The organism is Dyadobacter bucti, from assembly GCF_005869225.1.
GTDB lineage: Bacteria > Bacteroidota > Bacteroidia > Cytophagales > Spirosomataceae > Dyadobacter > Dyadobacter bucti.
The window spans coordinates 221,746-240,495 of sequence record NZ_SWFP01000009.1 but is presented as its reverse complement, the minus strand read 5'-3'; the positions used below and the strand labels follow the sequence as shown (position 1 = coordinate 240,495).

19 protein-coding genes are annotated in these 18,750 nt (G+C 42.8%); 13 read left to right on the top strand and 6 right to left on the bottom strand.

Annotated elements, in window-relative coordinates; all coding sequences use genetic code 11:
• Positions 1-62: 62 nt before the first annotated feature.
• Complete coding sequence (locus FBF61_RS26770) at positions 63-1,538, bottom strand: sodium:solute symporter (protein WP_138483186.1); 1,476 nt, start codon at positions 1,536-1,538, stop codon at positions 63-65.
• Positions 1,539-1,644: 106 nt separating this feature from the next.
• Here FBF61_RS26770 and FBF61_RS26765 point away from each other — a divergent pair, with 106 nt between their 5' ends.
• The 3 genes from FBF61_RS26765 (at position 1,645) to FBF61_RS26755 (ending at position 3,376) form a co-directional block, all read left to right on the top strand.
• The gene (locus tag FBF61_RS26765; RefSeq protein WP_138483184.1) at positions 1,645-1,920 is read left to right on the top strand and encodes an ATP-dependent Clp protease adaptor ClpS; all 276 of its coding nucleotides are present in this window, start codon (positions 1,645-1,647) and stop codon (positions 1,918-1,920) included.
• A 104-nt stretch (positions 1,921-2,024) separates the two neighbouring features.
• Positions 2,025-2,639, top strand: a complete 615-nt coding sequence (gene recR / locus FBF61_RS26760) for a recombination mediator RecR (protein ID WP_138483182.1) — start codon at positions 2,025-2,027, stop codon at positions 2,637-2,639.
• 26 nt (positions 2,640-2,665) lie between these two features.
• Positions 2,666-3,376: a superoxide dismutase gene (locus FBF61_RS26755; RefSeq protein ID WP_310590288.1), complete on the top strand. Its 711-nt coding sequence runs from the start codon at positions 2,666-2,668 to the stop codon at positions 3,374-3,376.
• A 448-nt stretch (positions 3,377-3,824) separates the two neighbouring features.
• Here the strand turns inward: FBF61_RS26755 and FBF61_RS26750 are convergent, their stop codons facing one another.
• Entirely contained in the window at positions 3,825-5,168 is a 1,344-nt protein-coding gene (locus FBF61_RS26750) for a tetratricopeptide repeat protein (RefSeq protein ID WP_229215237.1), read from the bottom strand.
• A 195-nt stretch (positions 5,169-5,363) separates the two neighbouring features.
• Here FBF61_RS26750 and FBF61_RS26745 point away from each other — a divergent pair, with 195 nt between their 5' ends.
• On the top strand, positions 5,364-5,909 hold the full coding sequence (locus FBF61_RS26745) for a TlpA family protein disulfide reductase (protein ID WP_229215236.1): 546 nt from the start codon (positions 5,364-5,366) through the stop codon (positions 5,907-5,909).
• Positions 5,910-5,978: 69 nt separating this feature from the next.
• On the opposite strand, the gene azu is transcribed toward FBF61_RS26745, so the two are convergent.
• Together azu and FBF61_RS26735 are read right to left on the bottom strand one after the other, a co-directional pair.
• Positions 5,979-6,476 carry an azurin gene (azu, locus tag FBF61_RS26740; RefSeq protein ID WP_138483180.1) on the bottom strand — a complete coding sequence of 166 codons (498 nt, stop codon included), beginning with the start codon at positions 6,474-6,476 and terminating at the stop codon, positions 5,979-5,981.
• A 102-nt stretch (positions 6,477-6,578) separates the two neighbouring features.
• On the bottom strand, positions 6,579-7,181 hold the full coding sequence (locus FBF61_RS26735; RefSeq protein WP_138483178.1) for a DUF6962 family protein: 603 nt from the start codon (positions 7,179-7,181) through the stop codon (positions 6,579-6,581).
• A 103-nt stretch (positions 7,182-7,284) separates the two neighbouring features.
• Between FBF61_RS26735 and sucD the strand changes: the two genes are divergently transcribed.
• The 8 genes from sucD to porN all read left to right on the top strand — a co-directional run bounded on the left by sucD (position 7,285) and on the right by porN (position 16,482).
• Entirely contained in the window at positions 7,285-8,163 is an 879-nt protein-coding gene (gene sucD, locus FBF61_RS26730) for a succinate--CoA ligase subunit alpha (RefSeq protein WP_138483176.1), read from the top strand.
• A 55-nt stretch (positions 8,164-8,218) separates the two neighbouring features.
• Positions 8,219-9,400, top strand: a complete 1,182-nt coding sequence (locus tag FBF61_RS26725) for a DUF4271 domain-containing protein (protein WP_138483174.1) — start codon at positions 8,219-8,221, stop codon at positions 9,398-9,400.
• 40 nt (positions 9,401-9,440) lie between these two features.
• On the top strand, positions 9,441-10,223 hold the full coding sequence (locus FBF61_RS26720) for a uroporphyrinogen-III synthase (protein ID WP_138483172.1): 783 nt from the start codon (positions 9,441-9,443) through the stop codon (positions 10,221-10,223).
• Between the two features lie 132 nt (positions 10,224-10,355).
• A complete protein-coding gene (locus FBF61_RS26715) occupies positions 10,356-11,333 on the top strand; it encodes a PorP/SprF family type IX secretion system membrane protein (RefSeq protein WP_138483170.1) in 978 nt (325 codons plus the stop codon).
• Between the two features lie 359 nt (positions 11,334-11,692).
• On the top strand, positions 11,693-12,766 hold the full coding sequence (porK, locus tag FBF61_RS26710) for a T9SS ring complex lipoprotein PorK/GldK (protein ID WP_138483168.1): 1,074 nt from the start codon (positions 11,693-11,695) through the stop codon (positions 12,764-12,766).
• 119 nt (positions 12,767-12,885) lie between these two features.
• On the top strand, positions 12,886-13,698 hold the full coding sequence (gene porL, locus FBF61_RS26705; RefSeq protein ID WP_138483166.1) for a type IX secretion system motor protein PorL/GldL: 813 nt from the start codon (positions 12,886-12,888) through the stop codon (positions 13,696-13,698).
• Positions 13,699-13,794: 96 nt separating this feature from the next.
• A complete protein-coding gene (gene porM, locus FBF61_RS26700; protein WP_138483164.1) occupies positions 13,795-15,387 on the top strand; it encodes a type IX secretion system motor protein PorM/GldM in 1,593 nt (530 codons plus the stop codon).
• 36 nt (positions 15,388-15,423) lie between these two features.
• The gene (gene porN, locus FBF61_RS26695; RefSeq protein ID WP_205748322.1) at positions 15,424-16,482 is read left to right on the top strand and encodes a type IX secretion system ring subunit PorN/GldN; all 1,059 of its coding nucleotides are present in this window, start codon (positions 15,424-15,426) and stop codon (positions 16,480-16,482) included.
• A gap of 65 nt (positions 16,483-16,547) precedes the next feature.
• On the opposite strand, the gene FBF61_RS34720 is transcribed toward porN, so the two are convergent.
• Positions 16,548-17,192 carry a hypothetical protein gene (locus FBF61_RS34720; RefSeq protein ID WP_205748321.1) on the bottom strand — a complete coding sequence of 215 codons (645 nt, stop codon included), beginning with the start codon at positions 17,190-17,192 and terminating at the stop codon, positions 16,548-16,550.
• 268 nt (positions 17,193-17,460) lie between these two features.
• Between FBF61_RS34720 and miaA the strand changes: the two genes are divergently transcribed.
• Positions 17,461-18,378 (top strand): tRNA (adenosine(37)-N6)-dimethylallyltransferase MiaA, encoded by a 918-nt coding sequence (gene miaA, locus FBF61_RS26685; RefSeq protein WP_138483162.1) that lies wholly within the window; start codon positions 17,461-17,463, stop codon positions 18,376-18,378.
• A gap of 49 nt (positions 18,379-18,427) precedes the next feature.
• Here miaA and FBF61_RS26680 read toward each other — a convergent pair whose 3' ends face one another.
• Positions 18,428-18,727, bottom strand: a complete 300-nt coding sequence (locus tag FBF61_RS26680) for a rhodanese-like domain-containing protein (protein ID WP_138483160.1) — start codon at positions 18,725-18,727, stop codon at positions 18,428-18,430.
• Between the last annotated feature and the right edge of the window lie 23 nt (positions 18,728-18,750).

Here is an 18,750-nt window from a genome sequence, read left to right as displayed (position 1 = left end):
ATTTAAACATAAATTTAGTAACCGATATTGAAGAAACCGGCTATTAAATTTACACTTCCTGATCACCGGGCAGATGTATAGGGATTGAGGGGTTTTGGTGTAGTGTCTTTGAGCAGCCACAACCCGATAAAAGTGATCAGCCCGTTGATAATCAGTCTTTCGAACCCGAATTTGTATCCATTAAACCATTCTGCTGAATGATCATTGATGATATACGTAAGTACAGGTGCCAGAATACATACCAGCGGCACCCACCGGTCTTTCACAGGTCTTTTAAGGAATGCACCAAAAGAGAACAGCCCAAGTAAGGGACCGTAAGTGTAGCCGGCAAGGTCAAAAACGGCAGTGATCACTTCCTTGCTGTTTAACCGGTTAAAAACAAGTATCACGAGATAGAAGATCACTGAAAACCCGATATGTACCCAGAATTTGATTGTTGAACGCGTTTCTTCCGGTCTTTTCTCAATGTTCATAAAATCGATACAAAACGCTGTTGTCAACGCTGTAAGAGCCGAGTCTGAACTGGCATAAGTAGCGGCAGTAATCCCAAGCAAAAACGTAACTCCAACCAGCAGCCCCAGATGGTTCAATGCCAGCATCGGATAAAAATCATCCGTTTTGGCCGGCGTAGGAATTCCCTGCGCTTCTGCATATACGTAAAGCAATGCACCCAATGAAAGAAACAGAAAATTCACGATCACGAGTACGACCGTAAACCAGAACATGTTTTTCTGAGCTTCTCCGATATTCTTGCAAGTGAGGTTTTTTTGCATCAGGTCCTGGTCGAGGCCTGTCATAACGATGGCAATGAATACCCCGGCGAAAAACTGTTTGAAGAAGTTCTTGGGGTCATTGACGTCCCAATAGAATATCCGGGAATAACTGCTTTCCTGCACTGTATTCCAAATTTCTCCAATACCATTGATATGCAATTCTTTTGATACGAGCACAATAGTTAGTATCACTGCGGTGATCAGGAAAAATGTCTGCAGCGTATCGGTAACAATGATAGTTTTGACACCGCCTTTAAAAGTATATATCCAGATCAGAAAAATCGTAATCGCAACCGCTACTTCGAACGGTACGCCCAGAGGCTTGAAAAGTGCCAGCTGCAATACTTGAGCCGCTACATACAGCCGCACAGCCGACCCGATAGTCCTTGACAATAGAAAGAAACCCGAACCGGTTTTGTAAGACCAGAAACCGAAACGTTGTTCCAGATAGGAATAAATAGAGATCAGGTTAAGCCTGTAATAAAGCGGCATGAGCACCGTACCGATCACCAGATACCCCAATATGTAACCAATCACTACTTGAAAATAGGAAAACTGGATATTTGCCACCGCGCCCGGGACAGAAACAAACGTAACCCCGGACAATGAAGTACCAATCATACCAAACGCTACCAGATACCATGGAGACTGCCTGTTAGCAGTGAAAAATGTATTAGTATCAGCTCCCCGGGACGTATATATGGAAACTGTGATAAGCATCCCGAAATAAACAATGAGGATGACAAGCGATATGTATGGGTTCATTAAAAGCGGGTATTTAAGAATTTGGAAGCTTATTAAAAGGTACTTAAAACTTCAGATAATCTGCGTTTTTAATTAGATTTGCTAATCAAACAGAAATTTGGTTGTTATGCAAGCGCTTACAGAGACTGAGGTAGAAATTCTGGATAAAACGGTAGATCAGGACATTCAAAAGCTGGTGATCTACAATGACGACATAAATACTTTTGATTGGGTTATTGCGACGCTGATTGAAGTTTGCGGGCACAGTAACGAACAGGCCGAGCAATGTACTATCATTATACATTACAAAGGTAAATGCTCCGTAAAGGAGGGTGCATTCGAAGAATTGAAAGGCATGCGCAATGAAATCTGCAGAAGGGGTATATCAGCCGAAATTCATTAGCCAAGGCCAAAATAAGAAATCCGGATAAAGTTCCGGCCCCAATTATCGTTCAAATCAGGTTTTAGCAATTATCGGGCTGAGATCAATACTATTAAGCGCTTCACATGATTTACCCCTCACGTCTTATTGAAGACGCTGTTAGTGAAATTTCCCGCCTCCCGGGAATAGGAAAAAAGACTGCTTTACGACTGGCATTACATTTGCTTAAAAGAGACGAAGAACAAACACGCTCTCTGTCTGATGCTATTTTGAATATGCGGACTAAAACCACTTACTGCGCCAAATGCCACAACATTGCCGACGAGAGGCTCTGTAATATCTGCAGTAACCCCAAACGTGATCAGTCATTGATATGTGTGGTGGTGGATACGCGCGATGTATTGGCTATTGAATCAACTAATCAATATAAAGGCCTTTATCATGTACTGGGAGGCATTATTTCTCCGCTTGAAGGTATTGGCCCATCCGATTTACAAATTGATTCTCTTCTCAGCCGGATTTCTGGCCCTGAAATTGCAGAGCCTGTTAAAGAAGTTATTCTGGCTTTGAGCCCGACTATGGAGGGAGACACTACTGCTTTTTATCTGCAGAAAAAATTAAAATCAACAGGAGTTAAAATGAGTACTATTGCCAGGGGAATCCCCATAGGAGGAGACCTTGAATATGCGGATGAAATCACCCTTGGCCGTAGCATTGTAAGCCGGGTGGCTTACGATTGATTGTTAACGTTTTATAATACCTAGTTATGAATAGAACTGATTTTTTGAAAACCCTTGCTGGCAGCAGTCTGGCTATGAGCGCATTAAGTGAGCAAGTTCTAGCAAAGTCCGTATCAGAAGTACGGATTGAAGTTGCCCCATTCAAACAAGCTCCACTTCCTTATGATTTCGGGGCACTTGAGCCTAGTATCGACAAGCTTACGATGGAAATTCACTACGGCAAGCACCACGCAACTTATGTGAAAAACCTGAATGACGCTGTCAAAGGCACTGAATTCGAGAAAAAAACTCTGGAAGATATTATCAAGTCAATCAGTAAAGCTCCTGCTGCCATCCGTAACAACGGTGGGGGGCATTGGAACCACACTTTTTTCTGGGAAGTAATGGGTCCTAAAAAGGGCGGCGCGCCAAAAGGTGCGGTAGCCGACGCAATCAATGCGCAGTTCGGGTCTTTTGATAAATTGAAAGAAGAATTCGGGAAAGCTGCTACAACCCGTTTCGGATCTGGCTGGGCCTGGCTGGTTGCCAGCGGCGGAAAACTTTCGGTTGGATCTACCCCGAACCAGGATAATCCTCTGATGGATCTGTCTGATCTTAAAGGCACTCCTATTTTGGCGCTGGATGTATGGGAACATGCGTATTACCTCCATTACCAAAACAAACGCCCGGATTATATCAAGGCGTTCTGGGATGTTGTTAATTGGGATAAAGTGGCTGAGAATTTGAAGAAGGCTTAGAAGGAGAAAAGGGACTAGAGAGGAAAGGGAGGAGGGATTTATATCTTCCGCCCTTTTCTCCTTTTTTCTAATTCGTCTTGTGAGCCCCGGGCGATGCCGTGGGGCTCAGGTATTTGAGCCCGTTGGGCTCTGGGGGAATTGATTTATTTATTTTTTTTCTTGCTTGCTTTCTCCTTTTCTTGACATATAATTCCACTTCTTTGCCCCGGGCGTTGCCGCGGGGCTCAGGTATTTGAGCCCGTTGGGCTCTGGGGGAATTGATTTATTTATTCTTTTCTTGCTTGCTTTCTCCTTTTCTTGACATATAATTCCACTTCTTTGCCCCGGGCAATGCCGTGGGGCTCAGGTATTTGAGCCCGTTGGGCTCTGTTCATATGAGCTTAGTCCTTTTCTTTGTTTCCCTTTCTCCCTCTCTCCCTTTCTTCCACTCTCCCTTTCCTCCATCCTCCTAATTACAATAACTACTAATTACCTTGTAAGCCTGGGTGTAGCCAAGTTCGCCCGCTTTGCTGAGATCCAGACAGCCGTCGTTAATTTGGCCGAGACTGTTTTTCAAAATGCCTCTCAGATAATACGCCTCCGGAAAGTCGGATCTCAATTTGATTGAGCTCGAAAAGTCCAATACTGCGCCCATCTGGTCTCCACTGGCAGATCTGATCATTGCTCTTGAAAAGTAGGCAGTAGAATACGTAGGGTTCAGCTCAACTGCAGTGGTAAGATCTTGAATTGCAGCCTTCGTATCGCCCATTTTTGATTTATTGATACCTCTTATATAATAGGCTTCTGCACGTTCATTGGTCAGGTTATCAATTTTGATATGCTGCTGCACCTGGTCGCGCAGCCCGTCCAATATTTCCCGGTTTATTTTCCCTGAATAGGTGATTTTATCAGGGTCTCCGACGTAGGTGTTTTTTATCTCAATGGCCTTTGTCAGATCCGTCACCGCGCCACGGGCATCATTCAATTTACCCTTTGCAAAACCACGTCCGTAATAAGCATTATAATTATCAGGGTTGATCTGAATCGTTTTATCAAAATCCATTATTGCCCCCTGAAAATCTTCTATTTTATTTTTTGCAAAACCACGGTTACTATAATATTCGCTTTCATTGGGAGTCAGCTCAATGGCCCTTGTAAAGTCAGCTGCGGCTCCCTGGTAGTCTCCCAGCTCTATTTTAGCCAATCCTCTGCCAGCATAAGCTCCAGTACGTTTGGGGCTTAACTCGATCACCCTTGTAAAGTCTGCAAGGCTACCTGCATATTCCTGCAAATCCTGTTTGCAGTTTCCTCTTGCATAAAGGGCCGCGAGTTCGTCGGGGTTCAGAGACAATGCCTTATCAAGATCTGCAAGTGCGCTTCTGTGGTTTTTGAGCTTCGCATAACTTACCCCACGATTATAATATCCTTTAGGATCTTCCGGATTTAACTCCACTGCCTTCGAATAGTCCTCAATAGCCGACCGGTAATCTTCCTGAAAGCTCTTGCTCACTCCGCGGCTCTGATAATAAATCGGTTCCCTGGGATTTAGTTCTATGGCACGGTCGTAGTCCGCTACTGCGCCCCGGTGGTCTTTCAGATTCGCCTTCGCCAATCCCCGATTGAAGTAACTAGGGGCATGTTCGGGGCTCATTGAAATAACTGTTGTATAGGCCTGAACTGCTCCACTGAAATCTCCGGTCCCTGCTTTTGTATTTCCTTCTTCAAAATATTCTGCTGCTGAACGCTGGGCCAACGCAGCTAAAGGTACTATAAGCGCAATGAGAGAAGTAATACCAAAAAATAGAACTTTCATGAATGTAAACCGTTTCCTCAGATCGTTATGTTTAAAAATAGATTTATAAAAGTATTCAATTTCCTATTCCCCATCAAATAGCGAAAACCGCATTTTTCAAAATGGCACATTAATTCAGTTTCGAAAGAATATTCTTAGTTTTACAGGATTATCCCCCTTTTGAATTTATATTTTTCTCATTCATCCCACACCGATATGACTGCCGCTTCAAAGAAAATTTTCGTCTTAGTTTTAGTGCTGATGGCCGCTGGGGCTATTTACTACGCATTTTTAAAACCAGCAGGTCAGGGAGTTGGAACAGCTGGAAGTGCAATTCCCGGCGTGGAGGAAACATCATCTGTATATCTGTCATCGCTTACAGACCTCGAAGGCAAGCCGGTTGCAATGGATCAGGAAAAGCTGGTTTTTATTAATGTCTGGGCTACGTGGTGCGGGCCCTGTAATATGGAAATGCCGGGTATTCAAAAGCTTTATGACAAGTATAAATCCAATGAAAAAGTAGCTTTCTATATTATCTCAGATGAAGACGCTGAAACAGTAAATCCTTTTATCTCCAGAAAAGGTTACCAGCTTCCTTTTTATCAGTATGCCGGTGCCTACCCTCCGGCATTGGACGGAAACGCAATTCCAAGAACCTATATCATTTATAAAGGTAAAATCCTGACGCAGGAAATCGGCGCTTCACAATGGGACCGGCCCGAGATCACAGCACTTATCGACAAGCATCTTTCTGAAATTTAATGATGCCAGGCAAAAAATAAGGGCGGGTTCGTTTGAACCGGCCCTTATTTTTTGAAATCATTTATCTGACTATTCGACGATGAAGCTACCTTTCATCAATGCATAGTGACCTGGGAAGCTGCAGATATAAGTGTAAGTTCCTTTTTTAGGAGCTGTAAACTCAATTGTATCGCTTTCTCCGCCACCAACCAATTTGGTATGTGCAATGATGCCGGCTGCTTCAGATTTAGGAATATACTCAGTTTCTCTTGCCGCAGCAGCTTTTGATCCAAAGGCAGCTACATCAACTCCTTGCTGTAAAAGAACCCAGTTGTGCCCCATAGCAGCTTTGGCCAGTTTACCAGAGTGTGTTAATGTAAGTTTCACTTTCTGTCCTGCCTTTACTTTGATTTCTTTCAGGTCAAACTGCATCGCATCACTTCCTTTTATAACGATGGTTTTTGCTTGTTTAACATCGTTTGAAACTGTTTTGGCAGGGATTAACTTAGCTTCAACAGTGTTCATTGTAGCAGCTCCAAAAGCCATAACAGAGGCAAGAAGCAACACGCCATACTTGGTCCTTTTCATATCTGAGTCTAAAAAACTTGTTTGTTTAAAATTAACTGGTGCAATTTAGCACATGGCATTTTAAAAAAACAATCCATTAACAATTGTTTGGAAAACAATACCTCAGAACAGGACTTTATATTGATCCCTGGCTGCCCTACCGACGCAAATCACCGACAGAACCATCATATAATGACTGATATCCACGGGATCCATCGGCAGCGGGATTTTACCGGCTTTGGTAGACAGCGCGAGAAGCATCATCGAAAATACCACCCAAAGCGCGCTCTTTTGGCGACTGGTCAGGCCTACGCAGGCGATTAACAGCGTCACCAATATACACAACGACTTGATGATTAGGCCGACATACTCCACACGAAACCACGTGATGCAATAAAAAAGAAGCATTCCCAGACCCAGCGTGGACCATAGCAAAAAACTGCCTCCCCGGTAGCGCATAATAAGGCACCAGGATGCCGATACCAGGCAGAAGGCACCAAGCGTCATTTCTCCGGCGGTAATAATCTGGTGAAACATCGACAGTCCGAGAATACCTGCGTTAATGAGCAAATCGGTAAACGCAGCGAGTGAAATACTAAATAAAAATACGCCCCAGAGCCATCTTGAGATCGCGGGCTCCCGGTTAAAGTATCTATAAAAAACAAACAGACTTGTAAAACTTAAGACGAGGTTTGAAAATATATGAGGATTGGTGAGTATCTGCATAAACAGGTCTTAGAATATCAAAAAAGCAATTTACAAATTATGGTTACATTTTGCTACTTCGTGCTTTTCGTTCTACTTTTACCAAAAAAACTGATTTACCAACATGAGCGTTTTAGTTAATAAAAATTCTAAGATTATAGTTCAGGGATTTACGGGTTCTGAGGGTTCTTTTCATGCCCAGCAAATGATTGAATACGGTACCAATGTTGTAGGTGGTGTCACTCCTGGTAAAGGCGGGCTTTCTCATCTGGAGCGTCCGGTGTTCAATACAGTAGACCTTGCAGTACGTGCTACCGGCGCAGATGTATCCATTATATTTGTTCCACCGGCTTTCGCGGCTGACGCTATAATGGAATCCGCTGATGCAGGAATCGGAGTAATCGTCTGTATCACAGAAGGTATCCCTACCAAAGACATGATGCAGGCAAAAGAATATATCAAAAACAAGAATTGCCGCCTGATCGGCCCTAACTGCCCGGGTGTTATTACCGCAGAAGAATGTAAGGTGGGTATCATGCCTGGATTTATATTCAAAAAAGGAACTGTCGGTCTTGTTTCAAAATCAGGAACGCTTACTTACGAAGCTGTTGATCAGCTGACACGCGCCGGATTAGGACAAACTACTGCTATCGGTATTGGCGGAGATCCTATAATCGGTACCACTACGAAAGAAGCGGTTGAACTTCTGATGAACGACCCTGAAACCGAAGCCATCGTCATGATTGGTGAAATCGGCGGCAGCATGGAAGCAGACGCGGCAGAATATATTAAATCAACAGGAAACAGAAAACCTGTTGTCGGTTTTATTGCGGGACAAACAGCCCCAAAAGGCCGCCGCATGGGCCACGCCGGTGCAATTATCGGTGGAGCTGATGATACTGCGGAAGCGAAGATCAGGATCATGAAAGAATCGGGAATTTTTGTAGCTGAATCACCTGCGTTGATCGGCGAGACCATGCTGATAGCACTTGGTAAAAAATAATCTGAATAGATACAACTTATGTTAGGGCTGGGGAAACCCCGCCCTTTTTTATACCATGAAGTCCATTACCCGGTCTACTTTTTGGGCTTTTTTTCTGGCAGTACTGTTCTTCGGGACTGATGCCCGGGGCGCGGTTAAAGCAACCCCGCCTGAACAGTTTTTCCCGATCTACGATTATCAGAACGACTGGCTTGTGTATAGCAACCAGTATAAGAATTACGTTCCGTTCTCCCAGGGTGTGAACGAAGGCGCACGTTTTGTGAGCCTGCACATTGACCTTTTAAAAAACAGAAGATATTCGCTGCTCCTAAAGACTGAAGATGAAAGCTATCTGTTTCTCGAGGGCGCGCTTCAAAACAAAATCCGCGAAAATTCCTGGCAGGAGTTAAATATTGATAGTCTTTACCGACTTTACAAAAAGGATGAATTACTGCTCACAATTTATGGCAGTCCGGGCATTGAAGGAAAAAGTCTGCTACTATGCAATGAAAAAAAGCGCAATGAAATTGGAATTGTGGCAGGTGCAGGATCTAATTTCATCAATATAAAGCCGATCAGCTTTTCTCCGTTCGGGAATTTTGCGGTGTTATCGCTGATTCTTATACTGATTGTTAACGTATGGATTTTCAACGTGAATCCGATGTCTTTCATACGTTTGATTAATCCAATTGAGTTTTTTAACAATGATCCCAGGGAACAACTTTCGAAAAATAATAAGCCTTACAGTAACAGTGTCGTATTTTTCAACATAACGATCGCGATGCTGATGGGGTTTGTTGTTGTGTTCTTTTCAAATAACAGGCTTAATTTATTTTCAGTCAGCACGATCCTGTCAGAAAAATCAAATACCTTGCAGCTGCTTGGAGACTTCTCTATTCTTACCATTATCTTTTTTCTCCTAACGTACGTGAAGTATATTTTTATGGTCATGGCCGGAAATATGCTTAATCTTGACAAATTGGTTGACACTGTTTTTCTAAAAATAGTACAATCCTCCTACCTCTTTTACGGAGTAGTGTATATCCTTGTTTTTATGCTAAGTTTCAATAATATCCACTGGTTTGAGGACTTGCGGCCATATATATTATTGCCTTTTCTGATTTTCTATCTTATACGTTTTCTTGCCCTATACGTTGTAACCAAGCCCCCGGGTTCATTGATTAATCTCTATTTATTTTCTTACCTTTGCGTCATTGAAATCATCCCTCTCATTGTAAGCGTAAAGTTTGCTTTATAATGCGAGCGTGGGTCGGGAAATAAACTAATGAGGATTTTACATGAGTGATACCATCAATTTTGATCAGGAACGGCTTAAAAAAGTTACCAGTCTTCTGGTTAGCCAGTCCAGACCAGCAGACGAAAATTCCCCTTACTATGAATTAGCCAAAAAGTATAATATCAAAGTAGATTTTCGGCCATTCATACAGATAGATGGAGTTTCTTATAAAGACTTTCGGAAGCAAAAGATTAACATTCTGGACCATACGGCAGTAATTTTTACGAGCCGTAATGCAATTGATCACTTTTTCAGAATTTGCAACGAGGGAAGGATTGAGGTGCCCGCTACCATGAAGTATTTCTGTATCTCGGAACAGACGGCAAATTATCTTCAGAAGTACATTGTAATCCGGAAAAGAAAAATATTCACCGGAACAAAAACGGCAGCGGAACTGATCGAGCTGATGCGCAAGCATAAGAAAGAGAAGTTCCTCTATCCCTGTTCCGATGTCCGCAAAAATGATATTCCGGAATTTGCGGATACAGAGGAATTTCATTTCACGGAGGCGACCATGTACCAAACAGTTCCTTCCGATTTGTCAGACCTGGAAGATGTTTATTATGACATTATCGCTTTTTTCAGCCCGTCAGGAATAAAATCTCTTTTCGAAAATTTTCCTGACTTCAAACAAAATTACACCCGCATTGCGGCATTTGGCCCTACGACCGCCAAAGCTGTGGAAGACGCCGGATTGTTTCTCGATATCCAGGCGCCGCTGCCCAACGCTCCGTCCATGACCGGCGCGCTGGATCTTTACATCCGCAAGGCCAATAATATTTAATTCATTTTTGTACAAAAAAAGCCCTGGAAATTTTCCGGGGCTTTTTTTCGATTTTATCAATTTTTTTCATCAATATGCGTTATGAATTATATCTGAAAACTGGCAGCGTGTTCTCTAATCCAACCCACAGGCATGACTTTGACCTTTATTATTCGAAGTATTAAATATATCCGGCTGTTCGCTTTATTGCTTGTAATATCTCAAAGTGCTATTGCCCAAAAAGATGCACAGTTCAGCTTATTTTCTTTAAACCAGCTCTATCTGAACCCCGCAGCCGCCGGAGCGGATGGACTGACAAAGTTTCAATTAACACACAGAACACAATACGTGGGTTATCAGGGGACAAATACCAATGATGCGGATGGAGCACTTTCTACCCAGCTTTTGTCATTCAGCATGCCGCTCAAAAATTTTGGGATTGGTTTTTATGCGCTCAACGACAAAAGCGGCCCCCGGACCGATCAGGATTTTAAACTTTCAGCTTCGTATCATATCCCTGCCCTTGGCGGCAATTTTCAGATAGGAGCTAGTGCCGGACTTTTCCGACAGGCCCTCGACTATGGTAAACTAAGAGCTCGGGACCCGGATGATCCCTTGATTCAAACCGGCGTCATTTCACAGATCAACCCCGATTTCGCTGTTGGGGTCCGTTTCGAAAACGAGACATTTTATGCAGGAGCTTCATTAAACCATCTTCTAAAACCAAAATATCAGATTGGTTCAGAAAACGCTACCAATCCTTTGCCCAGGACCATTTATTTCAACGCCGGAGTAAACATTGAACTTGGCTATTTACTTGATATTCAGCCAATCGTTCTGATAAAATCGGATATCAGCACTATTTCTGCGGAAGGCGGGGCCACCGTTACGTATAACAAGCGCTACTGGATCGGCGGTACTTATCGTCAACAGGATACCTACTTTATTATAATGGGAGGTTTGTATCTGCTACCAGATCAATCACTCAGGTTATCGGGCGCTTACGATATGGTAATTGGCGGAGATAAAGCCAAAGCCCCCTCATCTTTTGAAGTAATGTTGTCATATGCCCTACCTTCACCCAAATTCGGGAAGAAAACCATTATCAGAACTCCACGTTTCAGATTTTAAACTAATTACCATTTATACGTCGAGTTATATTGATAATCAATCTAAAAATTATTAAAAAAGCAAAAATTAACCATTTAATCATTGCTTTTTGTAAGCCAGTTGCTACTTGTTGTGAATCAGTTTGCAAAACTTTAATTTATATTTGTAAAGTTATTAAGTGTCATACCAATTACTTCATTCCTGCGTTAAGTCGGTAAAAACTAATTGGAAACAAAAATTTCAACTGTGAAAACCTTGCAATTCAGTACCATTTCACCTAGGTTGTGGATTGAGGTTTTGTTTTATTTCACTTATACTATATATCATTGGTCGACGTTTTTAGGCTAGCATTTTATTATTCAAAATTTTACAAAACCACTATGAATGTGAAAGTGTTCTATCGGGATGGATTCAAAAGCCTGCTTTTGGTAGCCGCTCTTATGCTCATGCAAAGCTGCGGGTTTATCAAAAGTAAGTTTGGGAAGGGAGGAAAAGAAGAAAGCGGAATTTCGAATGGAGAAATTACGGCGACTGCACGTAAAGGGTACAAACAAACTACACCTGCGGGAATGGTGGTAATACCTTCCGGATCGTTTGTTATGGGCCAGGCAGATGAAGATATTGCTTCCTCGATGAATAACATGAACCGGCGCGTAACGATCAGTTCTTTCTTTATGGATGATACAGAAATCACAAACAACGAGTATCGTCAGTTTGTCAATGCGCTGCTGGTCGACTCTGTATCCGTTCTGGGTGAAGAAGAAATCATGTCAAAATATTATCCCGACACTACCGTCTGGAAAAAAGACTTTGCTTATTCCAACGGAGATCCTTTCGTAGAATACTATTATCAACATCCTGGTTTCGACACTTATCCTGTTGTCGGCGTAAGCTGGCAGGGAGCCGAATATTTTGCAAAATGGCGGACAAATTTGCTGCATGACTTCCAAAACAAAGAGGGCCAGTTTAACTCGACAGGATTTCGCCTTCCGACAGAAGCGGAATGGGAATGGGCAGCAAGAGGGGGACGTGCTGTTGCCAAGTACCCTTGGGGAAATCCTTATACTATGAATGCAAAAGGATGCTTCCTCGCAAATTTCAAGCCACAACGTGGTAACTACGATGCAGATGGCTACCCTTACACCGGGCCGGCTAATGCATATAACCCTAATGATTTTGGCCTGTACAATATGGCTGGTAATGTTGCAGAATGGACATCAGATGCTTATACAGACAATGCTACTGCAATCGTGTGGGATATGAACCCACAATATAATAATCCTGATGAACCAAGAAAAGTTGTCAAAGGCGGATCCTGGAAAGACATCGCTTACTACCTTCAGACAGGTACGCGGACTTTCGAATATGAAACCGAACGCCGTGCCTTTATAGGTTTCCGTTGCGTGATGGATAATGTTAACGACAGAGGCGGTGCCCGCGCCCGTCGCCGCTAAAATTACTTCTATATCAAAAGAAGCAGCGTTCCTACTCTGCTTCTTTTTTACGATCTTATAAAATCCAAATTGACATTTCATTCATTTCCATTTTTTCACTGTAACTGATTTTAATTCGTATGGCTAAGAATAGCGGACCTAATTTTTTTTGGGATAAACTGGTACCAACAATATATAGTGCGGGTGCTGCCGTTGTAATTTTGGGAGCGTTGGCAAAAATTCAACACTGGGATTTTGGAGGCCCTTTGCTTACCGCAGGTCTTGGTACAGAGGTACTTATATTTTTACTTTATGCTTTGCAGACTTTAACCCAATCCACTGATAAGGACCCGGACTGGACGCGAGTATATCCTGAACTCGCTGATGATTACAACGGACCGGCTATCACCCGCAGCGCCACATCTAATAGCGGCGTCACAGCTAAATTGGATACCATGCTTGACAATGCTAAAATTTCACCTGAGATTTTCGATAGCCTGGGAAAAGGTTTTAAAAATCTTTCCGAAACTGTTGGTAAGATTTCCGACCTGACAGATGCGACCGTCGCTACCAATGACTACGCGAGAAATGTGAAGAGTGCTTCCAATGCAATTAACGACATGAACAAATCGTATGGTGTTGCAATCGGGGCGATGACTTCCATGGCTGATGCTACCAAGGATGCGCAGTCGTATCGTGAACAATTTCAGCAGATTACCAAAAACATGGGTGCTTTGAATGCGGTTTATGAACTGGAATTGCAGGATACAACCAAACATTTGAAAGCGATGAATGCATTCTACGGTAACCTGACTGCCGCAATGGAGAACATGGCTGATGCAACCAAAGAATCACAGTTGTTCAAAACTGAAATGTCTAAGCTGACAACAAATATTTCGTCTCTGAACGGCATTTATGGTAATATGTTGACTGCCATGCGTGGTAATTCATAATACCTATACGAATTGATAGTAGGACAATCTAAAATGCATTTACTATCGTTTGTTACACTAAATTATTTAATCACTGATAACTGATTACTGAACAATATGGCAGGTGGAAAAGAAACACCCCGTCAAAAGATGATTGGAATGATGTATCTGGTACTTACTGCCATGCTCGCATTGCAGGTAAGTTCAGCCATTATAGAAAAATTCATTCTTCTGAACAATTCTTTGGAACTATCCTCCGGAGCAGCTAATAAAATCAACCAGGAAACTGTACTTAAAATCAAGGCAGCAGTTGAGAAATCAGGTAATCGTGCATCTGACGTTGCTGTGATCAAGCAAGCCGAAGAGGTTCGAAAATTTTCAGCAGCCATTACCAACGAGATCAACACGCTGAAGCAGGAAATTATTAATAAGGCAGGCGGCGGATTTAATGAAGAGGGTGGTATAAAAAACCCTCAGGAAGAAGCGAAAGTAGCCGAGATGATGATTGGTGTAGCAAAAAAAGGTGAAGCATATAAATTGAAGCAAACCTTGAACAGTTACACAGCACAGCTCAATCAAATATCTCCCACGAAATTCCAGTTGCTGGCACTTGACGGCCGGGAAGACCCTGTGGTGAAAGGGAACAAGGAACAGAGAAACAAAGACTTTGCTGAATTGAACTTTGAATCGACGCCGGTTGCAGCTGCATTGGCTGTACTTAGCCAGAAACAGACAGATATTCGCCGAATGGAAGGTGAAGTGCTCAATTACCTCGCCAGCAAAGTAGGCGCCGCAGATATTAAATTTGACCGCGTACTGGCTATGGTAAGTGCTGATGCAAAAACAGTAGTAGCCGGTACCAAGTTTAAAGGTCAAATGTTTATTGCTGCATCTGCGTCAGGGATTACTCCAAGAATGAGTTTGAATGGCGCACCTGTGAAGGTAGAGAATGGCGTTGGTATAATTGAATTCACCGCTCAGGGCGGAAATTACAATGCAGAAGGTCTTGCACGCCGCGAACTTCAGGGTAAAATTACAATCCCTACGCCATCAGGTAAGGATACTACCTACACTATGAACCAGGAGTATTTTGTGGTTAAACCTTCCTATCAGATTGAAACAGGTACTTTACCCCCTTTGTATTTGGGTTGTGCCAATAAGTTGAGCATTCAGAGCCCGGCTTTAGGTCCTCTTTGGGCTCCAAGTTTTTCCACAGACGGTGGCGAGATTATTCAGAGCGGACAAAAAGGGAAATTTACTATCGTACCCAGCAAAGCCCAGCTAAATATCACGGTTAGCAATGCGGGGAACGTTTTAGGTTCCGAGCCTTTCCGGGTCAACAAAGTCCCAAAACCTTCACTTGAAGTTCGTGTTAACGGAAGCACTTTTGATGAACGTAAAGGAGCTCCTGCCTCTGGTACCAGAAGCATTCAGGTAGTGGCGATTCCTGACGAGAGCTTTAAGAACTTTTCTCCCGAGGACGCGAAGTTCAGAGTTTCACAGATCGAAGTGTCTCTTGCCCGCGGAAATCGCCGTATTAATGGTATTACGCTGAGCGGAGGAGGGGGATCTATTTCCTCTCTTGCACAACAAGCACAACCGGGTGACCGTTATGTAATTACGATTTTAAAAGTAGAACGTCAGAACTTTAAAGGTGTAGTAAATGAAGTTGAAATGGGTAACCAGTACAGACAAGTTACGCTATATTAATCTTCAGTTTTAGTCGTTGATTGGACAATACAACTTATGTATGATATGAGAAGAATGAACGGAAAAACGATTGCCTGGTCCTTAATTTCCTTGTCTTTGGGAACAGGTGCAGCCTTTGCCCAGGAGAAAGAAGATTCCACTACTAATCAATTCTCCTCCCGTCCCATAGCAGATGGAGACATAATGATGAAGAGAACTCTCTGGAGGAGAGTTGACCTCAAAGAAAAACAAAACGTCTCAATGTTCTCTAAAAACAACGAGATTACCCGTTATCTTCTGGATGCTGCCAAAGCAGGTCTCATAGATGCCTATTCTAATGACTCCTGTATGACTAAAATCACGCCGGATGAGCTTCACAAGCGCATAGTTATTCCTAATCAAACTGCGGGTTTGTCGGCAGAAGAGATTGCAGCTGGTTTCGGTGAACCTGCCAAAGCTGATGATGGCTGGGGCACTAAGAAAACAGATCCTTCCAAAACCGCCGCTGCCGAAGATGGCTGGAACAACACACCTAAGAAAGAGGTAAAAAAAGAGGAAGTGGTTGAAGACGATGGCTGGGGTCCTCCAAAAAAGAAAACAGCTAAAAAAGGTACTAAAAATGAAGTGGTTAAAGAAGAACCACCTGTTGTTGAGCCGCCTAAAGTAGATACCTTCGAAACTCAGGTTGCTGCATCTGAAGAGGAATATTTCCCTGAGCAGCTAACCATTCTGGAGGTAAAAGAAGACTGGACTTTCGACAAGAAAAGATCGCGATTATACAATGATATTCAAACGCTTACAATAATATTGCCATCTGATCAAACGGCTACTGGGCTGGAATTGCCAGTTGCTTCATTCCGTTATAAAGATGTTGAAAGATTGTTCCGTAGCGATCCTAAGAAATATATCTGGTACAATTCTCACAACACCGCTCAGAATAAAAATCTTGCGGACGCCTTCGATCTTCGATTGTTCTACGGGAGGATTACAAAGTTCTCCAATGCAAATGACAGAGCATTTTTGGACATCTACAACGGAGAAAAAGAAGCTCTTATCAAGTCTTTAAATTACGAACAGGAACTCATGGAACTGGAACACGGCTTATGGGAATATTAAAAAGCTAGTAAAAGAAAAGAGGGATGATCAGTGATCATCCCTCTTTTCTTTTGAGTCCATCAACTTTATGGTCGTTTGATATTAGCAAGACTTTTAACACCTGAGAAGTTTCTTGTCTTTTTTATTGTCTTCACATCCGCCTCTGTTAATCCAAGAGCTGCAACAGCTTCTTCATAATTTTGCCAGTTTACATTAGAATTATTCCTGCTAGCATTAATGGCCGGAATAACAAGAACTCTGATTTCTTCAAAGGTGCGTTGTCTTACAGTAGCCGCAGAAGTCCTGAAAATAGGGAAATATAACCCTAAACCATCTACTAGATAATAGTAACCATAGCTGATAGCTTCATCTTCAAATAGAACGAATCCAGGAAGCGGAAAATATGCACCGTCATCTTTGATGAAAACTTGGAATGACCCTTTTTCAACACTTGCAATTTCTTCTTCTGTAAATTCGTCAAAAAAGGCTGTATCACCCACAATAGCATTTCCAGCCGTGTCAGTCTGTAATTCCCCCATAAAAGCAATTATAGCACCCGAAGATCCGCTCCCCGTCCCATCTTCTCCGGCAGGCCCAGCAGGTCCTGCGGGTCCGGCAGGTCCGGCCGCTCCATCTGCTCCGGCGGGGCCAACATCTCCCTTGGGGCCTTCGCAACTAACTAGAAAAACCATCAGACCTACCCAGGCAACAAGTAATAATTTTTTGAACATAATAGTTAACGTTTAGAAAGTGAACTTAAATAGTGAGATTTTAAAATTAGTACGCACAAAAAGCACAAAATGATGAACCCCGGCAGACCTGGCCATAAATTATGTAAAAAAACTTATTTTTCCTTGTTGACAAACCAAGAATCTAAACCGACTCCATCAGTGAGATTAAGAATATTGGGCTAGCCAGAAACTGTTGTGGTAAAAAATAGGCTGATGAAGCTCATGATTGTAATTTCGCAGTTAATAAAATTCAGATAAAATCTGCACAATGTCAAACAGCCGCAACAAATACCTTATTATCGTAGCAGGCCCCACAGCGGTAGGAAAAACAGCCCTATCAATCAAAATTGCCAAAGTTTTTCACACAGAGATAATTTCAGCAGACTCCCGTCAATTCTTCCGAGAACTTAACGTCGGAACTGCAAAACCCGATTCCTTGGAATTGAATGAGGTAAAACATCATTTTATAAATTCCCACTCTATTACAGAATCATACAGTGCAGGAGATTTTGAACGGGATGTGTTAACGTTGCTTGATAAGCTTTTTACCAGGCATGATCATGTTGTAATGACCGGCGGGTCGGGACTCTATGTCAAGGCAGTCTCCGAAGGCCTGGATGACCTGCCTGCTCCACTGCCCGGGCTTCGCGAATCCCTCACAGCAAGGCTAACCAATGAAGGGTTGGCGCAATTACAGACTGAACTTCACAAAATAGACCCTGAATTCGCAGCCTCCAAAGAAATTTCAAATTCCCAGCGCGTTTTGCGCGCGCTGGAAGTATTTCATACTTCAGGTATACCATTCAGCCAATATCATAAAAAGAAGACGCAGAAGCGTCCTTTCCAGCAAATAATGGTGGCGCTGGACAGGGATAGGGAAGAACTATACGAGAGGATTAACTTACGTATGGAAAATATGTTGAAAAATGGGCTGGTTGAAGAGGTAGCAAGCCTGAAAGAATATCGCTCTCATCATGCTCTTCAAACAGTTGGTTACAAAGAAGTATTCGGCCACCTGGACGGCCTGTACGATGAAGAGGAAATGATACGATTGCTGAAGCAGAATTCAAGGAGATATGCGAAACGACAGATTACCTGGTTTAAACATCAGGGAGATTTCACCTGGTTTAATCCAGAAAATGTCAGCGACATTATAGCTTATATTAAGGATGTAACGGGCAAGTAACTCAGGACAGTTCATAGCCGAATAACGTAGCTATGAACTGTTAGTTTTTTCAATCTTCCAGCTCCCGGTAGGCAAGAATTCCACCCAATACATTTCTGACGTTAGAAAAGCCCTGAGTTTCAAGAAATTTGGCTGCTTTGCCACTCCTTGCCCCTGAGCGGCAATGTATAATGATCTCCTCGTTTTTCAACGGTTCAAGTTCTGCCAGGTGGTCCGGCAGCTCGCCAAGTGGTATTAGCACGGCACCGAGATTATCTTCCTCATATTCGTGCTCCTCACGCACATCGTAAAAATGCAAATCCTCACCATTATCCAACCGCTCCTTCAATTCCTCCACCGTAATATCCATAATAAATAAATTTTTGTGACTAA

What these genes read in the sequence shown, in the direction of transcription:
- FBF61_RS26770 (WP_138483186.1), bottom strand. Translation starts at nt 1,538, where the DNA reads ATGAACCCATACATATCGCTTGTCATCCTCATTGTTTATTTCGGGATG.
- FBF61_RS26765 (WP_138483184.1), top strand. Translation starts at nt 1,645, where the DNA reads ATGCAAGCGCTTACAGAGACTGAGGTAGAAATTCTGGATAAAACGGTA.
- recR (WP_138483182.1), top strand. Translation starts at nt 2,025, where the DNA reads ATGATTTACCCCTCACGTCTTATTGAAGACGCTGTTAGTGAAATTTCC.
- FBF61_RS26755 (WP_310590288.1), top strand. Translation starts at nt 2,666, where the DNA reads ATGAATAGAACTGATTTTTTGAAAACCCTTGCTGGCAGCAGTCTGGCT.
- FBF61_RS26750 (WP_229215237.1), bottom strand. Translation starts at nt 5,168, where the DNA reads ATGAAAGTTCTATTTTTTGGTATTACTTCTCTCATTGCGCTTATAGTA.
- FBF61_RS26745 (WP_229215236.1), top strand. Translation starts at nt 5,364, where the DNA reads ATGACTGCCGCTTCAAAGAAAATTTTCGTCTTAGTTTTAGTGCTGATG.
- azu (WP_138483180.1), bottom strand. Translation starts at nt 6,476, where the DNA reads ATGAAAAGGACCAAGTATGGCGTGTTGCTTCTTGCCTCTGTTATGGCT.
- FBF61_RS26735 (WP_138483178.1), bottom strand. Translation starts at nt 7,181, where the DNA reads ATGCAGATACTCACCAATCCTCATATATTTTCAAACCTCGTCTTAAGT.
- sucD (WP_138483176.1), top strand. Translation starts at nt 7,285, where the DNA reads ATGAGCGTTTTAGTTAATAAAAATTCTAAGATTATAGTTCAGGGATTT.
- FBF61_RS26725 (WP_138483174.1), top strand. Translation starts at nt 8,219, where the DNA reads ATGAAGTCCATTACCCGGTCTACTTTTTGGGCTTTTTTTCTGGCAGTA.
- FBF61_RS26720 (WP_138483172.1), top strand. Translation starts at nt 9,441, where the DNA reads ATGAGTGATACCATCAATTTTGATCAGGAACGGCTTAAAAAAGTTACC.
- FBF61_RS26715 (WP_138483170.1), top strand. Translation starts at nt 10,356, where the DNA reads ATGACTTTGACCTTTATTATTCGAAGTATTAAATATATCCGGCTGTTC.
- porK (WP_138483168.1), top strand. Translation starts at nt 11,693, where the DNA reads ATGAATGTGAAAGTGTTCTATCGGGATGGATTCAAAAGCCTGCTTTTG.
- porL (WP_138483166.1), top strand. Translation starts at nt 12,886, where the DNA reads ATGGCTAAGAATAGCGGACCTAATTTTTTTTGGGATAAACTGGTACCA.
- porM (WP_138483164.1), top strand. Translation starts at nt 13,795, where the DNA reads ATGGCAGGTGGAAAAGAAACACCCCGTCAAAAGATGATTGGAATGATG.
- porN (WP_205748322.1), top strand. Translation starts at nt 15,424, where the DNA reads ATGTATGATATGAGAAGAATGAACGGAAAAACGATTGCCTGGTCCTTA.
- FBF61_RS34720 (WP_205748321.1), bottom strand. Translation starts at nt 17,192, where the DNA reads ATGTTCAAAAAATTATTACTTGTTGCCTGGGTAGGTCTGATGGTTTTT.
- miaA (WP_138483162.1), top strand. Translation starts at nt 17,461, where the DNA reads ATGTCAAACAGCCGCAACAAATACCTTATTATCGTAGCAGGCCCCACA.
- FBF61_RS26680 (WP_138483160.1), bottom strand. Translation starts at nt 18,727, where the DNA reads ATGGATATTACGGTGGAGGAATTGAAGGAGCGGTTGGATAATGGTGAG.